Annotated in this window: 17 protein-coding genes and 1 pseudogene; 7 read left to right on the top strand and 11 right to left on the bottom strand. The window is 50.1% G+C overall.

Features of this window, described 5'->3' with window-relative positions; genetic code table 11:
* Positions 1-45: 45 nt before the first annotated feature.
* From AC07UY_RS17450 to typA, 3 genes are all read right to left on the bottom strand, one after another.
* Positions 46-1,026 (bottom strand): sugar phosphate isomerase/epimerase family protein, encoded by a 981-nt coding sequence (locus AC07UY_RS17450; protein ID WP_494701668.1) that lies wholly within the window; start codon positions 1,024-1,026, stop codon positions 46-48.
* 7 nt (positions 1,027-1,033) lie between these two features.
* Positions 1,034-1,744, bottom strand: coding sequence for a GntR family transcriptional regulator (locus AC07UY_RS17445; RefSeq protein ID WP_494701669.1), 711 nt, complete (start codon positions 1,742-1,744; stop codon positions 1,034-1,036).
* 244 nt (positions 1,745-1,988) lie between these two features.
* The gene (gene typA, locus AC07UY_RS17440) at positions 1,989-3,812 is read right to left on the bottom strand and encodes a ribosome-dependent GTPase TypA (RefSeq protein WP_203359420.1); all 1,824 of its coding nucleotides are present in this window, start codon (positions 3,810-3,812) and stop codon (positions 1,989-1,991) included.
* A 378-nt stretch (positions 3,813-4,190) separates the two neighbouring features.
* Between typA and glnA the strand changes: the two genes are divergently transcribed.
* The 3 genes from glnA to glnG all read left to right on the top strand — a co-directional run bounded on the left by glnA (position 4,191) and on the right by glnG (position 8,422).
* Positions 4,191-5,600: a glutamate--ammonia ligase gene (gene glnA, locus AC07UY_RS17435; protein WP_203359421.1), complete on the top strand. Its 1,410-nt coding sequence runs from the start codon at positions 4,191-4,193 to the stop codon at positions 5,598-5,600.
* A gap of 351 nt (positions 5,601-5,951) precedes the next feature.
* On the top strand, positions 5,952-7,001 hold the full coding sequence (gene glnL, locus AC07UY_RS17430; RefSeq protein ID WP_494701670.1) for a nitrogen regulation protein NR(II): 1,050 nt from the start codon (positions 5,952-5,954) through the stop codon (positions 6,999-7,001).
* 11 nt (positions 7,002-7,012) lie between these two features.
* Entirely contained in the window at positions 7,013-8,422 is a 1,410-nt protein-coding gene (glnG, locus tag AC07UY_RS17425) for a nitrogen regulation protein NR(I) (RefSeq protein WP_494701671.1), read from the top strand.
* 80 nt (positions 8,423-8,502) lie between these two features.
* Here glnG and hemN read toward each other — a convergent pair whose 3' ends face one another.
* From hemN to AC07UY_RS17410, 3 genes and pseudogenes are all read right to left on the bottom strand, one after another.
* Complete coding sequence (hemN, locus tag AC07UY_RS17420) at positions 8,503-9,876, bottom strand: oxygen-independent coproporphyrinogen III oxidase (RefSeq protein WP_203359423.1); 1,374 nt, start codon at positions 9,874-9,876, stop codon at positions 8,503-8,505.
* A 188-nt stretch (positions 9,877-10,064) separates the two neighbouring features.
* Positions 10,065-10,574, bottom strand: a complete 510-nt coding sequence (yihI, locus tag AC07UY_RS17415; RefSeq protein WP_494660804.1) for a Der GTPase-activating protein YihI — start codon at positions 10,572-10,574, stop codon at positions 10,065-10,067.
* A 117-nt stretch (positions 10,575-10,691) separates the two neighbouring features.
* Positions 10,692-10,875: pseudogene (locus AC07UY_RS17410) on the bottom strand (hypothetical protein).
* A 280-nt stretch (positions 10,876-11,155) separates the two neighbouring features.
* Between AC07UY_RS17410 and yihA the strand changes: the two are divergent.
* Positions 11,156-11,788, top strand: a complete 633-nt coding sequence (yihA, locus tag AC07UY_RS17405; RefSeq protein WP_203359425.1) for a ribosome biogenesis GTP-binding protein YihA/YsxC — start codon at positions 11,156-11,158, stop codon at positions 11,786-11,788.
* A 244-nt stretch (positions 11,789-12,032) separates the two neighbouring features.
* Here the strand turns inward: yihA and spfP are convergent, their stop codons facing one another.
* Positions 12,033-12,080: a small protein SpfP gene (gene spfP / locus AC07UY_RS17400; RefSeq protein ID WP_071892919.1), complete on the bottom strand. Its 48-nt coding sequence runs from the start codon at positions 12,078-12,080 to the stop codon at positions 12,033-12,035.
* A 165-nt stretch (positions 12,081-12,245) separates the two neighbouring features.
* Positions 12,246-15,032, bottom strand: coding sequence for a DNA polymerase I (polA, locus tag AC07UY_RS17395; RefSeq protein WP_494660805.1), 2,787 nt, complete (start codon positions 15,030-15,032; stop codon positions 12,246-12,248).
* Between the two features lie 363 nt (positions 15,033-15,395).
* On the opposite strand from polA, the gene yihG reads away from it, so the two are divergent.
* The gene (gene yihG / locus AC07UY_RS17390) at positions 15,396-16,331 is read left to right on the top strand and encodes a 1-acylglycerol-3-phosphate O-acyltransferase, YihG family (RefSeq protein ID WP_203359427.1); all 936 of its coding nucleotides are present in this window, start codon (positions 15,396-15,398) and stop codon (positions 16,329-16,331) included.
* Between the two features lie 12 nt (positions 16,332-16,343).
* Here yihG and dsbA read toward each other — a convergent pair whose 3' ends face one another.
* The 3 genes from dsbA to AC07UY_RS17375 all read right to left on the bottom strand — a co-directional run bounded on the left by dsbA (position 16,344) and on the right by AC07UY_RS17375 (position 18,325).
* On the bottom strand, positions 16,344-16,967 hold the full coding sequence (dsbA, locus tag AC07UY_RS17385; RefSeq protein WP_203359428.1) for a thiol:disulfide interchange protein DsbA: 624 nt from the start codon (positions 16,965-16,967) through the stop codon (positions 16,344-16,346).
* A 25-nt stretch (positions 16,968-16,992) separates the two neighbouring features.
* A complete protein-coding gene (locus tag AC07UY_RS17380; protein WP_494701672.1) occupies positions 16,993-17,979 on the bottom strand; it encodes a serine/threonine protein kinase in 987 nt (328 codons plus the stop codon).
* 76 nt (positions 17,980-18,055) lie between these two features.
* Positions 18,056-18,325, bottom strand: a complete 270-nt coding sequence (locus tag AC07UY_RS17375) for a YihD family protein (RefSeq protein WP_042325406.1) — start codon at positions 18,323-18,325, stop codon at positions 18,056-18,058.
* Between the two features lie 69 nt (positions 18,326-18,394).
* Between AC07UY_RS17375 and mobA the strand changes: the two genes are divergently transcribed.
* Both mobA and mobB read left to right on the top strand, forming a co-directional pair.
* Positions 18,395-18,979 (top strand): molybdenum cofactor guanylyltransferase MobA, encoded by a 585-nt coding sequence (gene mobA / locus AC07UY_RS17370; RefSeq protein WP_494701673.1) that lies wholly within the window; start codon positions 18,395-18,397, stop codon positions 18,977-18,979.
* Entirely contained in the window at positions 18,961-19,482 is a 522-nt protein-coding gene (mobB, locus tag AC07UY_RS17365; RefSeq protein ID WP_494701674.1) for a molybdopterin-guanine dinucleotide biosynthesis protein MobB, read from the top strand. Before mobA ends, mobB begins: the two co-directional genes overlap by 19 nt.
* The last annotated feature ends 217 nt before the right edge of the window (positions 19,483-19,699 follow it).

Here is a 19,699-nt window from a genome sequence, read left to right as displayed (position 1 = left end):
CTCGAAGAATGGTTTTCCATGCACATAAGAGAAATTAAAACAGCATTACGTATTTAGAATATCAATCGCCTCTTTTTTGATTTGTTGCAGAACACTGCGCACAAATTTTATCTGGTTAATCGCATCTTCTTTTTCTTTTATTAGGCGTTCTTCCAGGGCATTGGCTTCAGGCAGTGGTGTTTCACTCATTTGACGCCATGGGATCCAGGGGTTGTCGCCTTCATTTTCGAAACGAAATGCCGGGGCATAATAATCAACTTCTTCTTCCAGGCCATAGGCCATAACCTGAGGTTTTTCATCACCTAAACAGATCAGTTTTGTTAGCAATGCTTTGAACGGCATATCGCCCTGACCAGAGATACAGGCTTTATGACCCAGTCCACCTTCTTCATTCACGATCAGCGCGTCTTTAATGTGCACCTGAGTAATATGCGGTGCCATTGTGTCCAGTGCGTCGAGGGGATGCTCATTCGCATTAATCATATTGGCAAAGTCAAACAGCAGAGAGAGAGACTCCATTCCACTTTGCTTAATTAATGAGGCCAGCTCATGGCTTTTCAGATCTTCATGCTGTTCAAGTGTGAAGGTTAAGCCGCTGTTCTGGTAAGTGTCACGAATATAGGCGATATCTTTGGCGATAATCGACATGACCTCCTGCAGATTACCTTCATAGCGCGGATAAAAGCGGACGGATGACGCACCTGTTTTTAATGCAATAGCGGCAACCTGATCAATGGCTTTTTTATCTGAGGCACTGGTCTCAATATGAACATCAAGATTCAGCTGACGTGCTTTATCACCAAAAGCAGAAAGTTCGCTGTCATTCATATTTTCGAGTGAATAGCGTTCCCCATCAAGAACATGAATTTTTACACCACGTAGCTGGTTCTCATGCGCGATATCCAATAAGTCATTGGGTAAAATTCGCTCGAGACGCATATTCAGATGATAAGCATATGCATGAAGATAAAGGGGAAGGTTGTCTACACGCGCCAGAATTTTTTCTGCATTATTCATTGTGACCATAATACACCTACAAGTTAATAAAGAGATCAACTGCCTCAAATCGCCAGTATTCAAGGTCTATTTGTACGATATTCCCATCGCGGTCAGCCCGATGCTTTTCAATAAGAATGGCTGGCATCCCGGCGGAGCCGCCAATAAATTTACTGATATCGCCAGGCATGCGAACCGGTTTGAAAACCAGCTTCTTTACCACCGTTTCTTTTTTATAGACTTGTTCCCATACGGTAGAAAAAGATTGGTTTTCAAGCTGATCAATAAAGCCTGGAGCCACAACGGGATTAATAAACGTTTCATGGTAGAAAACTTTATGCCCTTCCAGTGCACCCCACCCCGTCACCCGATACAGCTCGTCGGATGCGGTGACGGTTGTCAAAGGAGCAACCATCTCTGGAAAATCGGAAATACGGCTTTTCTCAGTAAATCCCCATGACGGTTCCCTGCCCTGTTCAAGCGCAGCACGCTGAAAGCTCGCCGATAATTCCGGGCTGTAATTGAAGCGTGGCTGGGTGACGAACCATCCTTTACGATCCTTACGGAATATTTTGGATTCAGCCTCAAGATTTAACAGCGCCTGACGTAGCGTCATACGCTTAATACCCAGCAGCTCACCTAATTCCCGCTCAGAAGGCAGCTTTCCACCTGACGTGGTGATCCCATCGTTTAACCAACGGTCCAGCTTCTCTTTCGCATTTTCAACGGTCGACTGATTGCTCGTCATTGTTTAACCCATTTGGTTTAAACCAGCGAAAGCATCATACGCTGACGCTAAAAAAGAAAGCAAACAGCGCCGACATGCTTTGAAGATAAATGTGACAAAGCTCTCTTATGACGAGGGTACGGGAGTTTGGCAGGTGAAGAGAGGCAGGAATGAACAGCGTCGGTGAGGTCGTAGTACGGCCAAAAAGATCCCAAAAAAAAACCCCGCCACGAAGGCAGGGTCTTATCGTAGAAAGAAGCGTTAATTACTCTTCTTTCGCGCCGCGCATTGCGCGTTTACGATCGTTTTCAGTCAGGTGACGTTTACGGATACGGATGGAAGTTGGGGTAACTTCTACCAGTTCGTCGTCATCGATGAATTCCAGAGCCTGCTCCAGAGTCATTTTCTGAGCTGGGACCAGCGTGGTTGCTTCGTCAGTACCGGAAGCACGCATGTTGGTCAGTTTCTTACCGGTCAGGCAGTTTACAGTCAGGTCGTTAGAACGACTGTGAATACCGATGATCTGGCCTTCGTAAACTTCTGCACCGTGACCCAGGAACAGCTTACCGCGATCCTGCAGGCTGAACAGTGCGAACGCAACCGCTTTACCCTGACCGTTGGAGATCAGTACGCCGTTCTGACGCTGACCAACATCGCCCGCACGAATATCGTCGTAATGGCTGAAGGTGGAGTACAGCAGACCGGTACCAGAGGTCATGGTCATGAATTCTGAACGGAAGCCGATCAGACCACGGCTTGGGATCACGTAGTCAAGACGTACGCGGCCTTTGCCATCTGGATTCATGTTTTTCAGGTCGCCTTTACGCTCACCCAGAGCCTGCATGACAGAACCCTGATGCTGTTCTTCGACGTCCAGCGTTACGTTTTCGAACGGCTCTTGTTTACGGCCGTCGATTTCGCGGAAGATAACTTTCGGACGGGAAACCGCCATTTCGAAACCTTCACGACGCATGTTTTCGATCAGAACGGACAGGTGCAGCTCACCACGACCAGATACACGGAACGCATCCGCATCTGGCGTTTCTTCAACGCGCAGTGCCACGTTGTGCACCAGCTCTTTGTTCAGGCGGTCAAGAATCTGACGAGAGGTAACGTACTTACCTTCTTTACCACAGAACGGAGAGGTGTTTACGCAGAAGAACATGGATACGGTCGGTTCATCAACGGACAGTGCTGGCAGCGCTTCAACATTCTGTGTATCACAGATGGTATCAGAGATGTTCAGCTCGCCGAGACCGGTGATCGCGATGATATCGCCCGCTTCTGCAACGTCACTCTCGATACGTTCCAGACCCAGGTGGGTCAGAACTTTACCGACTTTACCGTTGCGGGTTTTGCCTGCGCTATCAATGATAGTGATCTGCTGGTTCGGTTTAACTTTACCGCGCTTGATACGACCGATGCCGATAACACCAACGTAGTTGTTGTAGTCCAGCTGAGAGATTTGCATCTGCAGCGGGCCATCAAGGTCAACGTTCGGTGCCGGTACGCGATCAACGATGGTCTGATACAGCGGAGTCATATCTTCAGCCATATCTTCGTGATCCAGACCTGCGATACCGTTCAGCGCAGAGGCGTAAACGATAGGGAAGTCCAGCTGTTCGTCGGTTGCATCAAGGTTAACGAACAGGTCAAATACCTGATCAACAACCCAGTCAGGACGCGCGCCAGGACGGTCAACTTTGTTGATAACAACAATTGGCTTCAGGCCATGAGCAAAGGCTTTTTTGGTCACGAAGCGCGTCTGCGGCATCGGACCATCCATTGCATCAACGACCAACAGCACGGAATCGACCATGGACATTACACGTTCAACTTCACCACCGAAGTCGGCGTGCCCCGGGGTATCAACGATGTTGATACGGTAGTCATTCCATTTGATAGCGGTGTTTTTCGCGAGGATGGTAATCCCACGCTCTTTCTCCAAATCGTTGGAGTCCATCACACGCTCTTGGGTTTCGGCACGCGCATCAAACGTACCGGATTGCTGCAGCAGCTTGTCGACCAGGGTAGTTTTACCATGGTCAACGTGCGCGATGATGGCGATGTTACGCAAATTTTCGATCACAACTTTGCCTCGGGCATTAGGAATAGCGCGTTATTGTACACGGATTAATCGCACTACAAAACAGGATCACAAACATCCTCCGCAAACAAGTATTGCAGAGTTTCTTTGTGATCGCTTTCACGGAGCGTTAAAAGGGTTACTCATTGCTCATTGCACCAACATGGTGCTTAATGTTCACATTGAAGCACTATATTGGTGCAGCGTGCTCACCATGGTGCAGCCCTTTTGCACGATGGTGCGCATGATAACGCCTTTTAGGGGCAATTTAAAAGTTGGCACAGATTTCGCTTTATATTTTTTACGGCGACACGGCCAATTTTTGCAGAATTGTAGACCTCGTTACCACGACGACAATGACCAATCCGGGAGAGTTAAAGTATGTCCGCTGAACACGTATTGACGATGCTGAACGAGCACGAAGTGAAGTTTGTTGATTTGCGCTTCACCGATACCAAAGGTAAAGAACAGCACGTCACTATTCCTGCTCATCAGGTAAATGCCGAATTCTTCGAAGAAGGCAAAATGTTTGACGGCTCCTCCATCGGCGGCTGGAAAGGCATTAACGAATCTGACATGGTACTGATGCCAGATGCGTCCACTGCGCTCATCGACCCGTTCTTTGAAGAATCTACTCTGATTATCCGTTGTGACATCCTGGAACCTGGCACGCTGCAAGGCTATGACCGTGACCCGCGCTCCATCGCCAAACGCGCTGAAGAATACCTGCGCGCTACCGGCATCGCAGACACCGTTCTGTTCGGGCCAGAGCCAGAATTCTTCCTGTTTGATGACATTCGTTTCGGCGCATCCATCTCCGGTTCCCACGTAGCCATCGACGATATCGAAGGTGCATGGAACTCTTCCACCAAATATGAAGGTGGTAACAAAGGTCACCGTCCTGGCGTGAAAGGCGGCTACTTCCCGGTTCCTCCGGTAGACTCTTCTCAGGACATCCGTTCCACCATGTGTCTGATCATGGAAGAGATGGGTCTGGTTGTTGAAGCACATCACCACGAAGTGGCAACCGCAGGCCAGAACGAAATCGCTACCCGCTTTAACACCATGACCAAGAAAGCGGACGAAATTCAGATCTACAAATATGTGGTTCACAACGTTGCGCACCGTTTCGGTAAAACAGCAACTTTTATGCCAAAACCGATGTTTGGCGATAACGGTTCCGGTATGCACTGCCACATGTCTCTGTCCAAGAACGGCGTAAACCTGTTCTCTGGCGACAAATATGCCGGTCTGTCTGAGCAGGCGCTGTTCTACATCGGCGGCGTTATCAAACACGCTAAAGCGATCAACGCCCTGGCAAACCCGACCACCAACTCCTACAAGCGTCTGGTCCCGGGTTATGAAGCACCGGTTATGCTGGCTTACTCTGCCCGTAACCGTTCTGCCTCTATCCGTATTCCAGTGGTTGCTTCTCCGAAAGCGCGTCGTATCGAAGTGCGCTTCCCGGATCCAGCGGCTAACCCGTACCTGTGCTTTGCTGCCCTGCTGATGGCGGGTCTTGACGGTATTAAGAACAAGATCCACCCGGGCGAAGCGATGGACAAAAACCTGTATGACCTGCCGCCGGAAGAAGCGAAAGAGATCCCACAGGTTGCTGGCTCTCTGGAAGAAGCACTGAAAGAGCTGGATCTGGACCGCGAGTTCCTGACCGCAGGCGGCGTGTTCACCGACGAAGCGATCGATGCGTACATTACGCTGCGTCGTGAAGAAGATGACCGCGTACGCATGACGCCACACCCGGTAGAGTTTGAACTGTACTACAGCGTTTAACCGTATCTTAAAAATCCGACGAATTTCGCGTTGCGGCAAGGCGGCAACTGAGCAAATCCCCAGGAGCATAGATAGCTATGTGACTGGGGTGAGCGACAAATCTGTCTGGAACAGATTTGAACGTCACGGAGTGACGGCCCGTAAGGGCGAGGCTCATGGATGAGCCGAGTAACTCGTAGCCAACGCAGCAGCAGCGTGAAAGACGTCAGGCGTTTTTTAGTTGCCGTGGAAACTTTTAGCCCATCTCCGGATGGGCTTTTTTCTCCACCAACAACCTGACTTCACGCGCTTTTTATCAGTAAAAAGCTATAATGCACTAAATTGGTGCAAACTTTTCCAGGAGACTGCTAAATGGCAACTGGCATGCTGCCCGATGCTGGGCAGATCCTTAATTCTTTAATCAATAGCATCTTACTTGTCGATGACGAGCTGGTGGTGCATTACGCCAATCCCGCCGCGCAGCAGTTGCTCGCCCAGAGTTCCCGCAAACTGTTTGGCTCGCCGCTTCCTGAATTGTTGAGCTATTTTTCGTTAAACATTGCGCTGATGCGCGAAAGCTTAGAAGCAGGCCAGGGCTTTACAGACAACGAAGTCACACTGGTGATAGATAGTCACTCGCATATCCTCTCCGTGACCGCACAAAGGCTACCAGATGGCCTTATCCTGCTGGAAATGGCGCCGATGGATAACCAACGCCGTTTGAGTCAGGAACAGCTGCAGCATGCTCAACAAATTGCTGCCCGCGATCTGGTGCGTGGACTGGCGCATGAAATTAAAAACCCGCTTGGCGGTTTACGCGGCGCGGCGCAGTTACTGAGCAAGGCGCTTCCCGATCCGGCGTTGATGGAATACACCAAAGTCATTATCGAGCAAGCGGACAGGTTGCGTAATCTGGTTGACCGCCTGCTGGGGCCACAACATCCGGGCATGCACATCAACGAAAGTATTCATAAGGTCGCAGAACGTGTGGTGGCGCTGGTTTCAATGGAGCTGCCAGAAAACGTGACGCTGATTCGTGATTACGATCCGAGTCTGCCGGAGCTTGCGCACGATCCGGACCAAATCGAGCAGGTGCTGCTGAATATCGTGCGCAACGCCCTTCAGGCGTTGGGACCGAACGGCGGAGAAATTATTCTGCGTACCCGCACCGCTTTCCAGCTAACCCTGCACGGGATGCGTTATCGCCTGGCGGCGCGTATCGACGTAGAAGACAACGGTCCGGGCATTCCTTCTCATTTGCAGGACACGTTGTTTTATCCCATGGTGAGTGGTCGCGAAGGCGGTACCGGGCTGGGGCTGTCCATCGCCCGTAATTTGATTGATCAACATTCCGGCAAGATTGAATTTACCAGTTGGCCGGGTCATACCGAGTTCTCGGTTTACCTGCCTATCAGGAAATAAAGGTGACGTTTATGCAACGAGGAATAGTCTGGGTCGTCGATGACGATAGTTCCATCCGTTGGGTGCTTGAACGTGCGCTCGCCGGGGCAGGGTTGAACTGCACCACGTTTGAAAGCGGTAACGAGGTACTGGACGCGCTGGCAAGCAAAACGCCAGATGTTCTGCTGTCCGATATCCGTATGCCGGGAATGGACGGTCTGACGCTGTTAAAACAGATTAAGCAACGCCACTCTATGCTGCCGGTCATCATTATGACGGCGCATTCCGATCTGGACGCTGCCGTCAGCGCTTATCAGCAGGGCGCATTTGATTACCTGCCAAAACCGTTTGATATTGACGAGGCGGTCGCGCTGGTTGAGCGCGCCATCAGCCATTATCAGGAACAGCAACAACCCCGGAATATCCAGAACAACGGCCCGACCAACGATATCATTGGCGAAGCCCCTGCCATGCAGGATGTATTTCGTATTATTGGTCGATTGTCTCGCTCTTCAATCAGTGTGCTGATCAACGGCGAGTCCGGTACCGGCAAAGAGCTGGTTGCCCATGCGCTGCATCGCCACAGCCCGCGTGTCAAAGCCCCGTTTATTGCCCTGAATATGGCGGCCATTCCGAAGGATTTGATTGAATCTGAGTTATTTGGTCACGAAAAAGGGGCATTTACTGGCGCGAATACCATTCGTCAGGGGCGTTTTGAACAGGCTGACGGTGGGACGCTGTTTCTGGATGAAATTGGCGACATGCCGCTGGACGTACAAACTCGCTTATTGCGTGTCCTCGCTGACGGGCAGTTTTATCGTGTCGGGGGATATGCGCCAGTGAAAGTGGATGTGCGTATTATCGCCGCCACTCACCAGAATCTGGAATTACGCGTGCAGGAAGGCAAGTTTCGCGAAGACCTGTTCCATCGTCTGAACGTAATTCGCGTTCATTTGCCGCCGCTGCGTGAGCGTCGGGAGGACATACCCCGTCTGGCACGTCATTTTCTGCAAGACGCCGCGCAGGAATTAGGGGTTGAAGCCAAACAATTACACCCGGAAACCGAAGCCGCCCTGACGCGCCTGGCATGGCCGGGTAACGTGCGCCAGCTGGAAAACACCTGCCGTTGGCTCACCGTCATGGCCGCCGGACAGGAAGTGTTAATTCAGGATCTTCCCAGCGAGTTGTTTGACGTCGCCGTTCCCGACAGTCCTTCACATATGCAGCCGGACAGTTGGGCCACGCTGTTGGCACAGTGGGCCGATCGGGCGCTGCGTTCCGGTCATCAAAACCTGCTTTCGGAAGCGCAACCGGAAATGGAACGCACACTGTTAACGACCGCGTTACGTCATACGCAGGGGCATAAACAGGAAGCGGCAAGATTGCTTGGCTGGGGTCGTAATACCCTGACACGCAAGCTCAAAGAGTTAGGAATGGAGTGACGAACAAAACACCCGATGGCACTACGCTTATCAGAACTACACATCGTAGACCCGGTAAGCGCAGCGCCACTGGGGCGTTTTTAAATGACGCGTGAGAACTGCTGCATCCGCGCTTTACGGCGCAGATACGCATCAAAGCACATGCAAATGTTACGGATCAGCAGGCGCCCTTTTGGTGTCACCTGAATCCCTTTTTCATTGACGTCCACCAGCCCATCTTTTGCCAATGGCGCCAGCAGGTTCAGATCTTCAGCAAAGTAGTCTGCAAAATTCAGCGCCCATTGCTGCTCAATCGTCGTGTAATCCAGACGGAAGTTGCAAATCAGCGACTTAATAACATCCCGGCGAATACAGTCATCCTGGGTCAATGCAATACCGCGCCATAGCGCATTTCCCTGCTCATCAACGAGCTGATAATAGTGTTTCAGCTCTTTTTGGTTCTGCGCGTAGCAGTCGCCAATCATACTGATGGCGGAAACGCCCATCCCCAGCAGGTCGGTATCGCCCTGGGTGGTGTAGCCCTGGAAATTACGGTGCAGTACGCCTTCACGTTGCGCGACGGCTAACTCATCATCCGGACGGGCAAAGTGGTCCATCCCAATAAACTGATAGCCCGTTTCGGTTAACGAAGAGATAGTTTCCTGCAGAATATCCAGTTTCTGCTGCGCGCTGGGCAGATCGGCATCTTTAATTTTACGTTGCGCGGCAAACAGGGTCGGCAGATGCGCGTAGTTAAAGACACTCAGACGGTCAGGCTTCAATTCCGCCACGCGTTTCAGGGTGAACGCAAAGCTTTCCGGCGTCTGTTTCGGTAAACCGTAAATCAGATCAATGTTGGTGGAGGTAAAACCGATATCGCGCGCGTGATTCAGCAGGGCAAAAATAAACGCTTCGTCTTGCTCACGGTTGACCAGACGCTGGACCTCTTTGTTGAAGTCCTGTACGCCCATACTCAGACGGTTAAAACCTTCTGCGCGTAAATGATCGAGCACATCCAACTCAATCTCACGCGGATCGACCTCGATCGAGATTTCCGCATCCGCATTAAAATGAAAGTGTTCACGCAGCAACGTCATTAAGCGGCTGATTTGCGCTTTATTCAGATAGGTTGGCGTACCGCCGCCCCAGTGCAACTGGCTAACGTTGCGTCCGGAAAAAAGCGGCGCACGGTGCACTATTTCTTGCTCTAAGGCATCAAGATATTGATCGGCTTTGTGCTGCTGGCGGGTCACAATCTTGTTGCAACCGCAGAAGTAGCAGAGCTTATGGCAGAATGGGATGTGTACATAGAGAGACAGCGGGCGCTCAGGATAACGCGCTACAGCGTGCCGGAATGCCTCTTCGCCAAAGTCTTCAGAAAACTCCAGCGCGGTGGGATACGACGTATATCGTGGCCCGGAATAGTTATATTTCTGGATCAGGGCCAGATCCCAGTCTATTAGCTGTTCAGACATGCTCACTCCTTCCGATGGCATCGCTGGCGGGTACGGCGTACCGGCTTTCCTCCACTACGGGTGATAAGCCGGTTGCGCAGCCACTTCTGTCGCCGCGACAACCGCTGTAGTTTAACGAATAACCACACCAGATAACATATAACCGGAAGGGTTATAAGCAGGACGGGGAGGCCCACGGTGTAAACCCGTTAGTTGCCGCCTTTGAGCAGGCGCATCATATCTTCCTGCTTCTCGTCCTCTTCTTCTTCATCATCGTCTTCATAAGAAAGACCCAGCTTCTGCATCAGTTCATCGATGCGGTCCAGCTTGGCATCTACCCAGGACTGATCTTCTTCACTGAGGGTTTCGCCTGCTTCAAGACGTTCTAACAGCGCATCCAGGCGCTCATCCGTTTCCAGTAAATCCAACTCAGCCTGCGGTGAAAGCATAGGTTTCTCACTCTTCGGTTTGTGCTGTTTGGTGACTTTTTCAGTCACACCCAATGGAATGGGGGTTTTACTGCCAATACGTGGATCTTTTTGTTTGTTCGAATTCTTAGAGCCAGAAGCACCTTCACTGCCGGACGCACGGCTACCCGCCGCATGGCCACGGTGTTTTTTCTGATGCTTACGGTCACGAGCTTCCTGGTTAAGCTCTTCGCGTGTTTTACGGCGCGCTTTTGCGGGACCTTTGCCGCGTGGTGTAGAAGTTGATTTCATAATAATTCGTCTTTGGCCGTTTTATTCAGTATACATTTGCGGCGGAATCTAGCAGAAAGCAAGTAAAGAAAAAAGGCGACAGAGTCATCTGTCGCCTTTTTTCTTTACTCATAACCCTTAACGGGTTCTACATTCCCTGTCGGCCATCAACACACCCTGTCTTTCCTTTAGCCTGAAACGTTCCGTGTTGTTTCCATTTCCTTTTACATACGTCTCCGGACGTTTGTCTTCCTGACAATCCTGTGTCTTCGCCTCCTGGCGCTCCTGACCCTCATCCTGAGTCCGTCTGTCCTGTTAGCATCCTCGCTATGAGCACTACTTTACGCCATCAGCTCAGACAGACAAGTGACCACCACGACGTTTTCGGCGTGTAAGAGCACCATTAAAAAAATAACTTAATGATTTATTTGAGCTAAATCACTTTTCACCCGGCAATGACTCTGAAATTTCGTATATCTACAATCGTCAATATCTCACAAACCACAAGGTTTTTACTTACACGGGCATATGTCGAAACATCCGTCTTTTGCTGGGGTTCAGGTATAATCGCTGCAAAGCTTTGACTGACGGAGACGACCCCTTTGATTAATTTGAATTATCAACAGACGCACTTTGTGATGAGTGCGCCTGATATTCGCCACTTACCTTCCGATACCGGAATCGAAGTGGCGTTCGCTGGCCGTTCCAATGCAGGCAAATCCAGCGCACTGAATACCCTGACGAACCAGAAGAGCCTGGCGCGTACCTCCAAAACACCCGGTCGCACACAGTTGATCAACCTGTTTGAAGTCGTGGACGGTAAACGTCTTGTCGACCTACCAGGATACGGTTACGCCGAAGTCCCGGAAGAGATGAAACGCAAATGGCAGCGTGCGCTGGCGGAATACCTGGAAAAGCGTCAGAGCCTGCAAGGGTTGGTGGTGCTGATGGACATTCGCCACCCGCTGAAGGATCTCGACCAGCAGATGATTCTGTGGGCCGTTGAGAGCAATGTTCAGGTTTTGGTTCTGCTGACGAAAGCAGACAAACTGGCCAGCGGAGCGCGCAAAGCTCAGCTCAATATGGTGCGTGAAGCCGTTCTGGCGTTTAACGGTGATGTGCAGGTAGAAGCATTTTCGTCGCTGAAGAAGCAAGGCGTGGATAAGTTACGTCAGAAGCTGGATACCTGGTTTAGCGAACTGGCGCCAGTTGAAGAGAGTCAGGACGCAGAATAATCCCTTCCTGCGAATGTTGTACCGGATAATGTCGCAAACGCGGCTTATCCGATCTACGGACCGTGTTTTCGCTTTTACTCAAAATAATTCAAGTTGCAGGAAGGCGGTGACGCAGTGAATCCTCAGGAGCTTACATCAGTAAGTGACTGAGGTGAGCGAGGAAACCAACGCACCTGCAGCGTGAAGTATGAAGAGTACAATAAAAAACGCCCCAGTCATTAACTGACTGGGGCGGCTAAAATATTCAGCCAAATCCGATTACGTGAAGTAAAAGGTCTGAAAGATAGAACATCTTACCTCTGTACCCTACGCGAATAACTTTACTCTTTTTTGAGCAGCTCAGAAAGCACTTTTTGTAATTTTTTTTCATTCCTTACATAGGGAATTCCAATAATCATCACAAAATGTTCTATCTTATGTTGCTTAGTTACGAAAAAGCGCGCTGTTCAGTAAACCCTTAGTGCGCTTGATCCCAATTTTCACCGCTTCCCACTTCCACCAGCAGCGGCACATCAATGTGCGTACAGTTTTCCATTAATTGATGGATCTTTTTCGATACGGCATCGAGATCATCTTTGTGCACTTCAAACACCAGTTCATCGTGTACTTGCATGATCATGCGCACTCGAGGTTGCTCGGTTTGCAGCCAGTCATCAACGGCAATCATCGCACGTTTGATGATATCTGCTGCCGTTCCCTGCATCGGTGCGTTGATCGCCGCACGTTCAGCGCCTGCACGCCGCGCAGCATTGCTCGACTTGATGTCTGGTAAGTAAAGACGACGCCCTTCCAGAGTTTCAACGAATCCCTGCTCTTTGGCCTGTGCTCGCGTGCGCTCCATATACTCCAGCACGCCAGGGTACCGTTCGAAGTACAAATCCATATACTTCTGCGCTTCTTTACGCGGAATGTTCAGCTGGCGCGCAAGCCCGAACGCGCTCATGCCGTAGATCAGACCAAAGTTAATGGCTTTTGCGCTACGACGCTGCTCACCCGTTACGCTCTCCAACGGCAGACCAAAGACTTCTGCTGCTGTTGCGCGGTGAATATCTTTTCCTTGTGCAAAAGCGGTTAACAGCCCTTTGTCTCGCGAGAGATGCGCCATAATACGCAGCTCGATTTGCGAGTAATCCGCCGAGACAATCAGATAATCCTGGGGCGGAATAAAGGCCTGACGGATACGGCGGCCTTCGTCGTTACGTACTGGAATATTTTGCAGGTTTGGATCGGTTGATGATAAACGACCTGTTGCAGTTACCGCCTGATGATAAGAGGTATGCACGCGTCCGGTTTTCGGGTTGATCATCAGCGGCAGCTTATCGGTGTAGGTCGATTTCAGCTTCGCCAGACCGCGATACTCCAGGATCACCTTTGGCAACGGGTAGTCTAATGCCAGCTCTTCCAGTACCTCTTCCGACGTTGACGGCGCGCCGCCCGGCGTTTTCTTCAGCGGCTTAATTCCCTGTTTTTCAAACAGAATCGTTTGCAGCTGTTTTGTGGAGGAGAGATTAAACGCTTCTCCCGCGATCTCATGCGCCTTTTGTTCCAGCGCCGTCAGGCGTAACGACAGCTCTTCCGAATGGTTGTGCAACACGGCGGGATCGATCTTCACGCCGTTACGCTCAACACGAGACAGCACTGGCACCAGCGGCATTTCGATGTTTTCAAAGACATTCAGCGGCCCTTTGTGCTTCTGCAGTTCTGGCCACATTTTCAGATGCAGTTGCAGGGTGACGTCGGCGTCTTCTGCGGCATAACGTCCGGCTTCTTCCAGAGCAATCTGGTTAAACGTCAGCTGGTTTTTACCTTTGCCGGCAATCTCTTCGAATGTGATCGTTTTATGTTTCAACCAACGATCGGACAGGCTGTCCATGTCGTGTCGGCCTGCAACGCTATTCAGGATGTAAGACTCCAGCATCGTATCGAAAGCGATACCGCGCAGCTCAATGCCATAGTTTTGCAATACGCCACGGTCGTACTTCAGGTTTTGCCCAACCTTACGGGCACCCTCATCTTCCAGTAGCGGTTTTAGCAGTTCCAGTGCGCGGTCGCGGGCTACCTGATCAGGCGCATCAAGATAATCATGAGCAACGGGAACGTAAGCCGCCACACCCGGTTCAATGGCGAATGAGAGACCCACCAGATTTGCAGAGTGGTTATCGAGACTGTCGGTTTCGGTATCAAATGCAAAGACTGGCGCTTTTTTCAGTTTTTCAATCCAGCTTTCCAGCGTGGCTTCGTCCAGTATCGTCACATAGTTTTCATAAGAGAGTGCCGCCACCGGTTCTTCAGGCGTTTCGTCAGCCACGATGGTTTCTTGCGGTTTTGCCGCGGGCTTTGCGCCTTTCGCTTGTAGCCATTTCCCGGCTTCAACATCGACAATCCAGCGCTTAAATTCGTACTTTTTAAACAGATCCACTAGCGTGTCTGCGGCAGGCTGCTGTACGTTAAGTTGTTCGCAGGTCAGTTCCAGTTCGACATCGGTTTTGATCGTCGCCAGCTTATAAGAGAGATACGCCACATCTTTATTCTGCTCGAGCTTCGCTGCCATGGTTTTCGCACCACGGAAAGTCAGGCCGGCAATTTTATCTGTTTCTGCATACAACGTATCAAGACCACCCAGCCCCTGCAGCAAAGCCTGCGCGGTTTTTTCGCCGACACCCGGAACGCCCGGAATGTTATCGGAGGAGTCACCCATCAGGGCCAGGAAGTCGATGATCAACTCAGGCGGGACACCGTACTTATTCACCACCTCATCCGGGCCAAGAATCGTATTGGTCATGGTGTTGATAAGCGTAACGTTCGGCGTCACTAACTGGGCCATGTCCTTATCGCCAGTACTGATGAGTACCGGGCGACCGACTTTTTCCGCTTCACGCGCCAGCGTACCGATAACATCATCCGCTTCAACACCGGAAACCGCCAACAACGGCAAGCCCATCGCTTTTACCATTGCATGCAGAGGTTCGATCTGCGCCCGCAGATCGTCAGGCATCGGCGGACGATGAGATTTGTAATGCTCGAACAATTCATCACGGAAGGTTTTACCCTTAGCATCAAATACCACGGCGGCGTGCGTCGGCTGATACTGCATAATCAGGCTGCGCAGCATATTAAGAACGCCGTACATCGCACCCGTTGGTTCCCCCGCACCATTCGTCAGTGGCGGGAACGCGTGATATGCGCGATAGAGATAAGATGAACCATCTACAAGGATAAGGGGGTTTTCTGGGATCTGAACCATAATGTCCGTGCCTGTTTATCAGATTATGGATAAAGGATGCCACAGACAGGATGAAAACATGAGTTTTTCACCGTATTTGTCGTAAAACTTTTGCAGATCTTCTGGATCTCTCGCAAAGTAAATTGTGGATAACTTTGTGCATAAATAATTTAATTTAGTTTATCTCAGGCATAATGCTTTAAATATCATAACTTTTATTCATGTTTTTCATTATGTTAGACAGAAGCGCAGAGATTTATTCTTAAAATGATACCGATATCAGGATGTGGATAGATATAGTTAACTTTTCTATTCCTCGAAGACCCATTATTTGGTCCGTTTTCTGATAAAATCTGCCCCTTGCGTGTCTTTAGCGCACTATTTATGGCTAACCTTTTGAATAATTTAATTATGACGAGAATACTCGCTGCGATAACGCTTTTGCTGAGTATCGTATTGACCATTTTGGTCACGATTTTATGTTCTGTACCGATCATTATCGCCGGAATCGTGAAACTCCTTTTGCCCATTCCTTTCGTCTGGCGCAAGGTTTCCGTCTTCTGCAATTTCATGATGTTTTGCTGGTGTGAAGGTCTCGCACTGCTCCTGCATCTCAACCCATGGCTAAAGTGGGACGTAGAAGGACTGGAGGGGCTGAACAAGAAAAACTGGTATCTGCTCATTTGTAATCATTACAGCTGGGCGGATATTGTTGTGCTTTGCGTCCTGTTCCGTAAGCACATCCCCATGAATAAATATTTTCTCAAACAGCAACTGGCCTGGGTACCGTTCATTGGTCTGGCATGCTGGGCGCTGGATATGCCCTTTATGAAACGTTACTCGCGCAGCTATCTACTGCGCCACCCTGAGCAACGTGGCAAGGATGTGGAAACCACCCGACGCTCCTGCGAGAAGTTTCGTGCGCATCCAACGACCATTGTGAATTTCGTCGAAGGCTCACGGTTTACCGATGAGAAGCACCAGCAGACGCGATCACCTTACAAAAACTTGTTGCCTCCCAAAGCGGCCGGTATTGCTATGGCGTTGAACGTCCTGGGATCGCAATTTGATAAGTTGCTCAATGTCACGCTGTGCTATCCGGAAAACAGCCGTCGTCCCTTCTACGACATGTTGAGTGGCAAACTGACCCGTATCGTCGTACGTGTAAACCTGGAGCCTGTTCAGGAAGAATTGCACGGCGATTATGTTAATGACAAAGGATTTAAACGCCGCTTTCAGCTTTGGTTGAATACGCTGTGGGTTCAGAAAGATGAACTGATAGAAGAGATTAAAGCATCAAATAAAAACGCCGGTCAGTGACCGGCGTTTTCGTTATTTCTTTTCAACCAGGTGTTTTACAGTATCAGCGTACTGTTGCACGAAGATATCCATACTGCTGGTATCCATCCCTTGCGGGTTAATCTGATATTTACCGTTGACGAACATCGCTGGCACGCCCTGAAGCTGCAGGTCAGCAGCGGCTTTCTCCTGCTGCGCAACCAGTGATTTCACCACAAAGCTGTTCCATGCAGCATCGTAATCTTCACCTTTGATCCCCGCATCAACGAAGACTTTGCGAATGTCCGCGACAGACTGGACGGTTTGCAGTTTCTGCACACCTTCAAACATCGGAACGGTGATTTTGTCTTCCACACCCAGCGCCATCGCAACTGCCCATGCCTGCGTCAGATCCTTGCCCAACGGCCCCAGGAACTCAACGTGGTATTTGGTCATCTTCACGCCTTCCGGCAGTTTTTTCTTCACGTTTTCAGAAACATGAAGAACCTCTTCAAACTGATAGCAATGCGGGCAGTAGAACGAGAAAAACTCTAAAACCTGAGGCTCGCCAGCAATCGGTTTTTCCAGCGTGATGTATTGTTTGCCATCACTGAACTGCGCTGCCGATGCGCTAAATGCTAAAACCATACCAGCCAGCGCCAGCCAAATCTTTTTCATGTAATCTCTCTCCTGATGTGTTCGATTAATACATTGGCGTTAATTGTAAAGGGGGCTCCTGCAGCGTTTTTGTCTGCGCGATAAAAGTCGCCGTTTGCTGCAGCCAGTAATCTTCCCCGGTGAGCCATGGGAAGTTTTTGGGAAATGCAGGATCAGCCCAACGACGCATAAGCCAGGCAAGATAATAAACTAAACGCATGGCGCGTAAAGGTTCAATCAGTCCGAGTTCAGAGGTATCAAATTCACTCACCTCTTCATAAGCCTCAATGATCGTCTCAAGCTGCATCCGCTGCTCTGCTTTATCGCCATTTAGCAACATCCAGAGATCCTGCACGGCAGGTCCATTGCGGGCATCGTCTAAATCGACAAACAGCGGGCCGTCACGCCAGAGAATATTTCCTGCATGGCAATCGCCATGTAAGCGTAGCGTGTCAAAACGGGTATGCCATCTTTCGGTAACAGCAGAAATGAGCCCATCGGTTGCTTTCAGAAAAGCGTCCCTTTGGCCTGACGGAATAAGCGGCGCATCTTCGAATAACTTACGAGGTTCGAAGAGATATTCTTCGAGGCCTATTGTCGGCCGGGAGGCAAAAGGACGTTTACGTCCGGTCTGGTGCAAACGGCCAAGATAGCGGCCTACGGCTTCCATTTGATCAATGTTGTCGGCTTCAAACTGCCTGCCGCCTACACTGGGAAAGATCGCATAGTGGAAACCCTCGTGGTTTAGCAACGTCTGGTCGTTAAACACAATGGGGGCCGCAACCGGAACCTCGTCATTGACCAACTCTAACGCAAACTGGTGTTCTTCCAGTATTTGATCCACAGACCAACGCTCAGGACGATAAAATTTAACGACATAACGTCGGCGATCTTCGTCCTGAAATTGATAGACGCGGTTTTCATAACTGTTGAGCGGGGTAAGACCGGAATCCACCCGGATCCCCTGTTCAAACAGTGCATCCACGATGGTATCCGGGTGTAGTGTCTGGAAAGTAAAAGCGCTGTCGTTCATCCCATCATCCGGAAAATACTACGAATAATTCAGGATATCATTTCATAACGCTTTTCGTGGAGTCACTTACAAGGTTTTACTCTTTAATAACACCACGTGCGCGTAATAACGCCGTTTTGAAATCTTCTTCATAATCTTTTTGAATCCCAGGGATCACGGCATCTTTTGCTGAGTCACGCATTTTCAGGTGATAGATCAGAATGTCGTCAGTTAAATCCGCCAGCTCACCGTCAAAACCTGACTCTTTCGCCAGTTTCTGCAAAAATTGCATCAGGTTAAGATCGGGTTCTTTCTGCCAGGCTGGCTGCAGGAGTTCGATAACTTCATTCAGGCGTTTACATTTCATGGTTGTGCTCCTTACTCTTGATATAGATACGTTAGCAGGGTCAATCCCACAATAAAAGAGGCGATATCAGTGAATCTGGATAGTGCAATAACGGGGGTTGTACTGGCGGGAGGTAAAGCTCGCCGAATGGGCGGGGCCGACAAAGGTTTACTTGAACTGGACGGCAAACCTCTCTGGAAACACGTTGCCGATAACCTTTTATCGCAACTTGAAACTGTTGTGGTTAATGCCAATCGCCATCGAAATATTTACCAAAAAAGTGGTCTGCGTGTGATCCCCGATTCGCTTGCCGATTTTCCGGGTCCATTGGCGGGTATGCTTTCCGTTTTTCTGCAGGAAAAAAGCGACTGGTTTCTGTTCTGTCCCTGTGACACACCGTATATTCCTCGCGATCTGGTTGCGCGTTTAAAGGCCCAACGCAACGATTCAGCCGTAGTGTGGGTCCATGATGGCGAGCGGGATCACCCTACTATCGCTTTGGTAAACCGCTCAGTACAACCTTTACTACAGGATTACCTCCAGTCCGGTGAGCGGCGAGTGATGGTCTTTATGCGTCTTGCCGGTGGGCATGCTGTCGATTTTAGTGACCAAAAAGACGCATTTGTTAATGTGAATACCCCTGAAGAACTTGCCAGATGGCAGGAGAAACGATGATCCCACTACTTGCCATTGCCGCATGGAGCGGTACGGGGAAAACCACACTGCTCAAAAAATTGATCCCGGAACTGTGCGCCAGAGGAATTCGTCCGGGACTGATTAAGCACACCCACCACAATATGGATGTCGACAAACCCGGTAAGGACAGCTATGAGCTACGCAAAGCTGGTGCCGCACAAACTCTGGTTGCCAGCCAACAGCGTTGGGCACTCATGACTGAAACACCGGATGAAGAGGAACTGGATCTCGCATTTCTGGCCAGCAGAATGGATGCCTCAAAGTTGGATTTGATTCTGGTAGAAGGGTTTAAGCATGAGGACATCGCGAAGATTGTGTTGTTTCGCGAGGGAACCGGGCGCACTCAGGAAGAACTGGTGATTGATGCACATGTGATTGCCATCGCCAGCGATGTGCCGTTGAGGATTGATGTTCCGCTATTAGATATCAATGACGTTGGTCAACTCACTGATTTCATTGAGCAATGGATGCGGAGTTTATGAGCCGTGCTATTTGGATTGCCTGATGGCGCTGCGCTTATCAGGCCTACAAGTCGGATATGGACTGATAAAATCTACTCAATCCGGCATTTCCCCGGACCGCAGACGCAAAAAGCCCATCCGTCAGGATGGGCTTTTTGCTTATTTGATGCCTGGCAGTTCCCTACTCTCGCATGGGGAGACCCCACACTACCATCGGCGCTACGGCGTTTCACTTCTG

The organism is Citrobacter sp. GW821-FHT02E08 (assembly GCF_059421685.1).
Note: the sequence above shows the minus strand (reverse complement) of the source record. Positions and strands in the feature narration are given on the sequence as shown.

Bases quoted from the DNA above. Each gene is read 5' to 3' on its own strand.
- AC07UY_RS17450 (WP_494701668.1), bottom strand. From the start codon at position 1,026: ATGGTCACAATGAATAATGCAGAAAAAATTCTGGCGCGTGTAGACAAC.
- AC07UY_RS17445 (WP_494701669.1), bottom strand. From the start codon at position 1,744: ATGACGAGCAATCAGTCGACCGTTGAAAATGCGAAAGAGAAGCTGGAC.
- glnA (WP_203359421.1), top strand. From the start codon at position 4,191: ATGTCCGCTGAACACGTATTGACGATGCTGAACGAGCACGAAGTGAAG.
- glnL (WP_494701670.1), top strand. From the start codon at position 5,952: ATGGCAACTGGCATGCTGCCCGATGCTGGGCAGATCCTTAATTCTTTA.
- glnG (WP_494701671.1), top strand. From the start codon at position 7,013: ATGCAACGAGGAATAGTCTGGGTCGTCGATGACGATAGTTCCATCCGT.
- hemN (WP_203359423.1), bottom strand. From the start codon at position 9,876: ATGTCTGAACAGCTAATAGACTGGGATCTGGCCCTGATCCAGAAATAT.
- yihI (WP_494660804.1), bottom strand. From the start codon at position 10,574: ATGAAATCAACTTCTACACCACGCGGCAAAGGTCCCGCAAAAGCGCGC.
- polA (WP_494660805.1), bottom strand. From the start codon at position 15,032: ATGGTTCAGATCCCAGAAAACCCCCTTATCCTTGTAGATGGTTCATCT.
- yihG (WP_203359427.1), top strand. From the start codon at position 15,396: ATGGCTAACCTTTTGAATAATTTAATTATGACGAGAATACTCGCTGCG.
- dsbA (WP_203359428.1), bottom strand. From the start codon at position 16,967: ATGAAAAAGATTTGGCTGGCGCTGGCTGGTATGGTTTTAGCATTTAGC.
- AC07UY_RS17380 (WP_494701672.1), bottom strand. From the start codon at position 17,979: ATGAACGACAGCGCTTTTACTTTCCAGACACTACACCCGGATACCATC.
- AC07UY_RS17375 (WP_042325406.1), bottom strand. From the start codon at position 18,325: ATGAAATGTAAACGCCTGAATGAAGTTATCGAACTCCTGCAGCCAGCC.
- mobB (WP_494701674.1), top strand. From the start codon at position 18,961: ATGGCAGGAGAAACGATGATCCCACTACTTGCCATTGCCGCATGGAGC.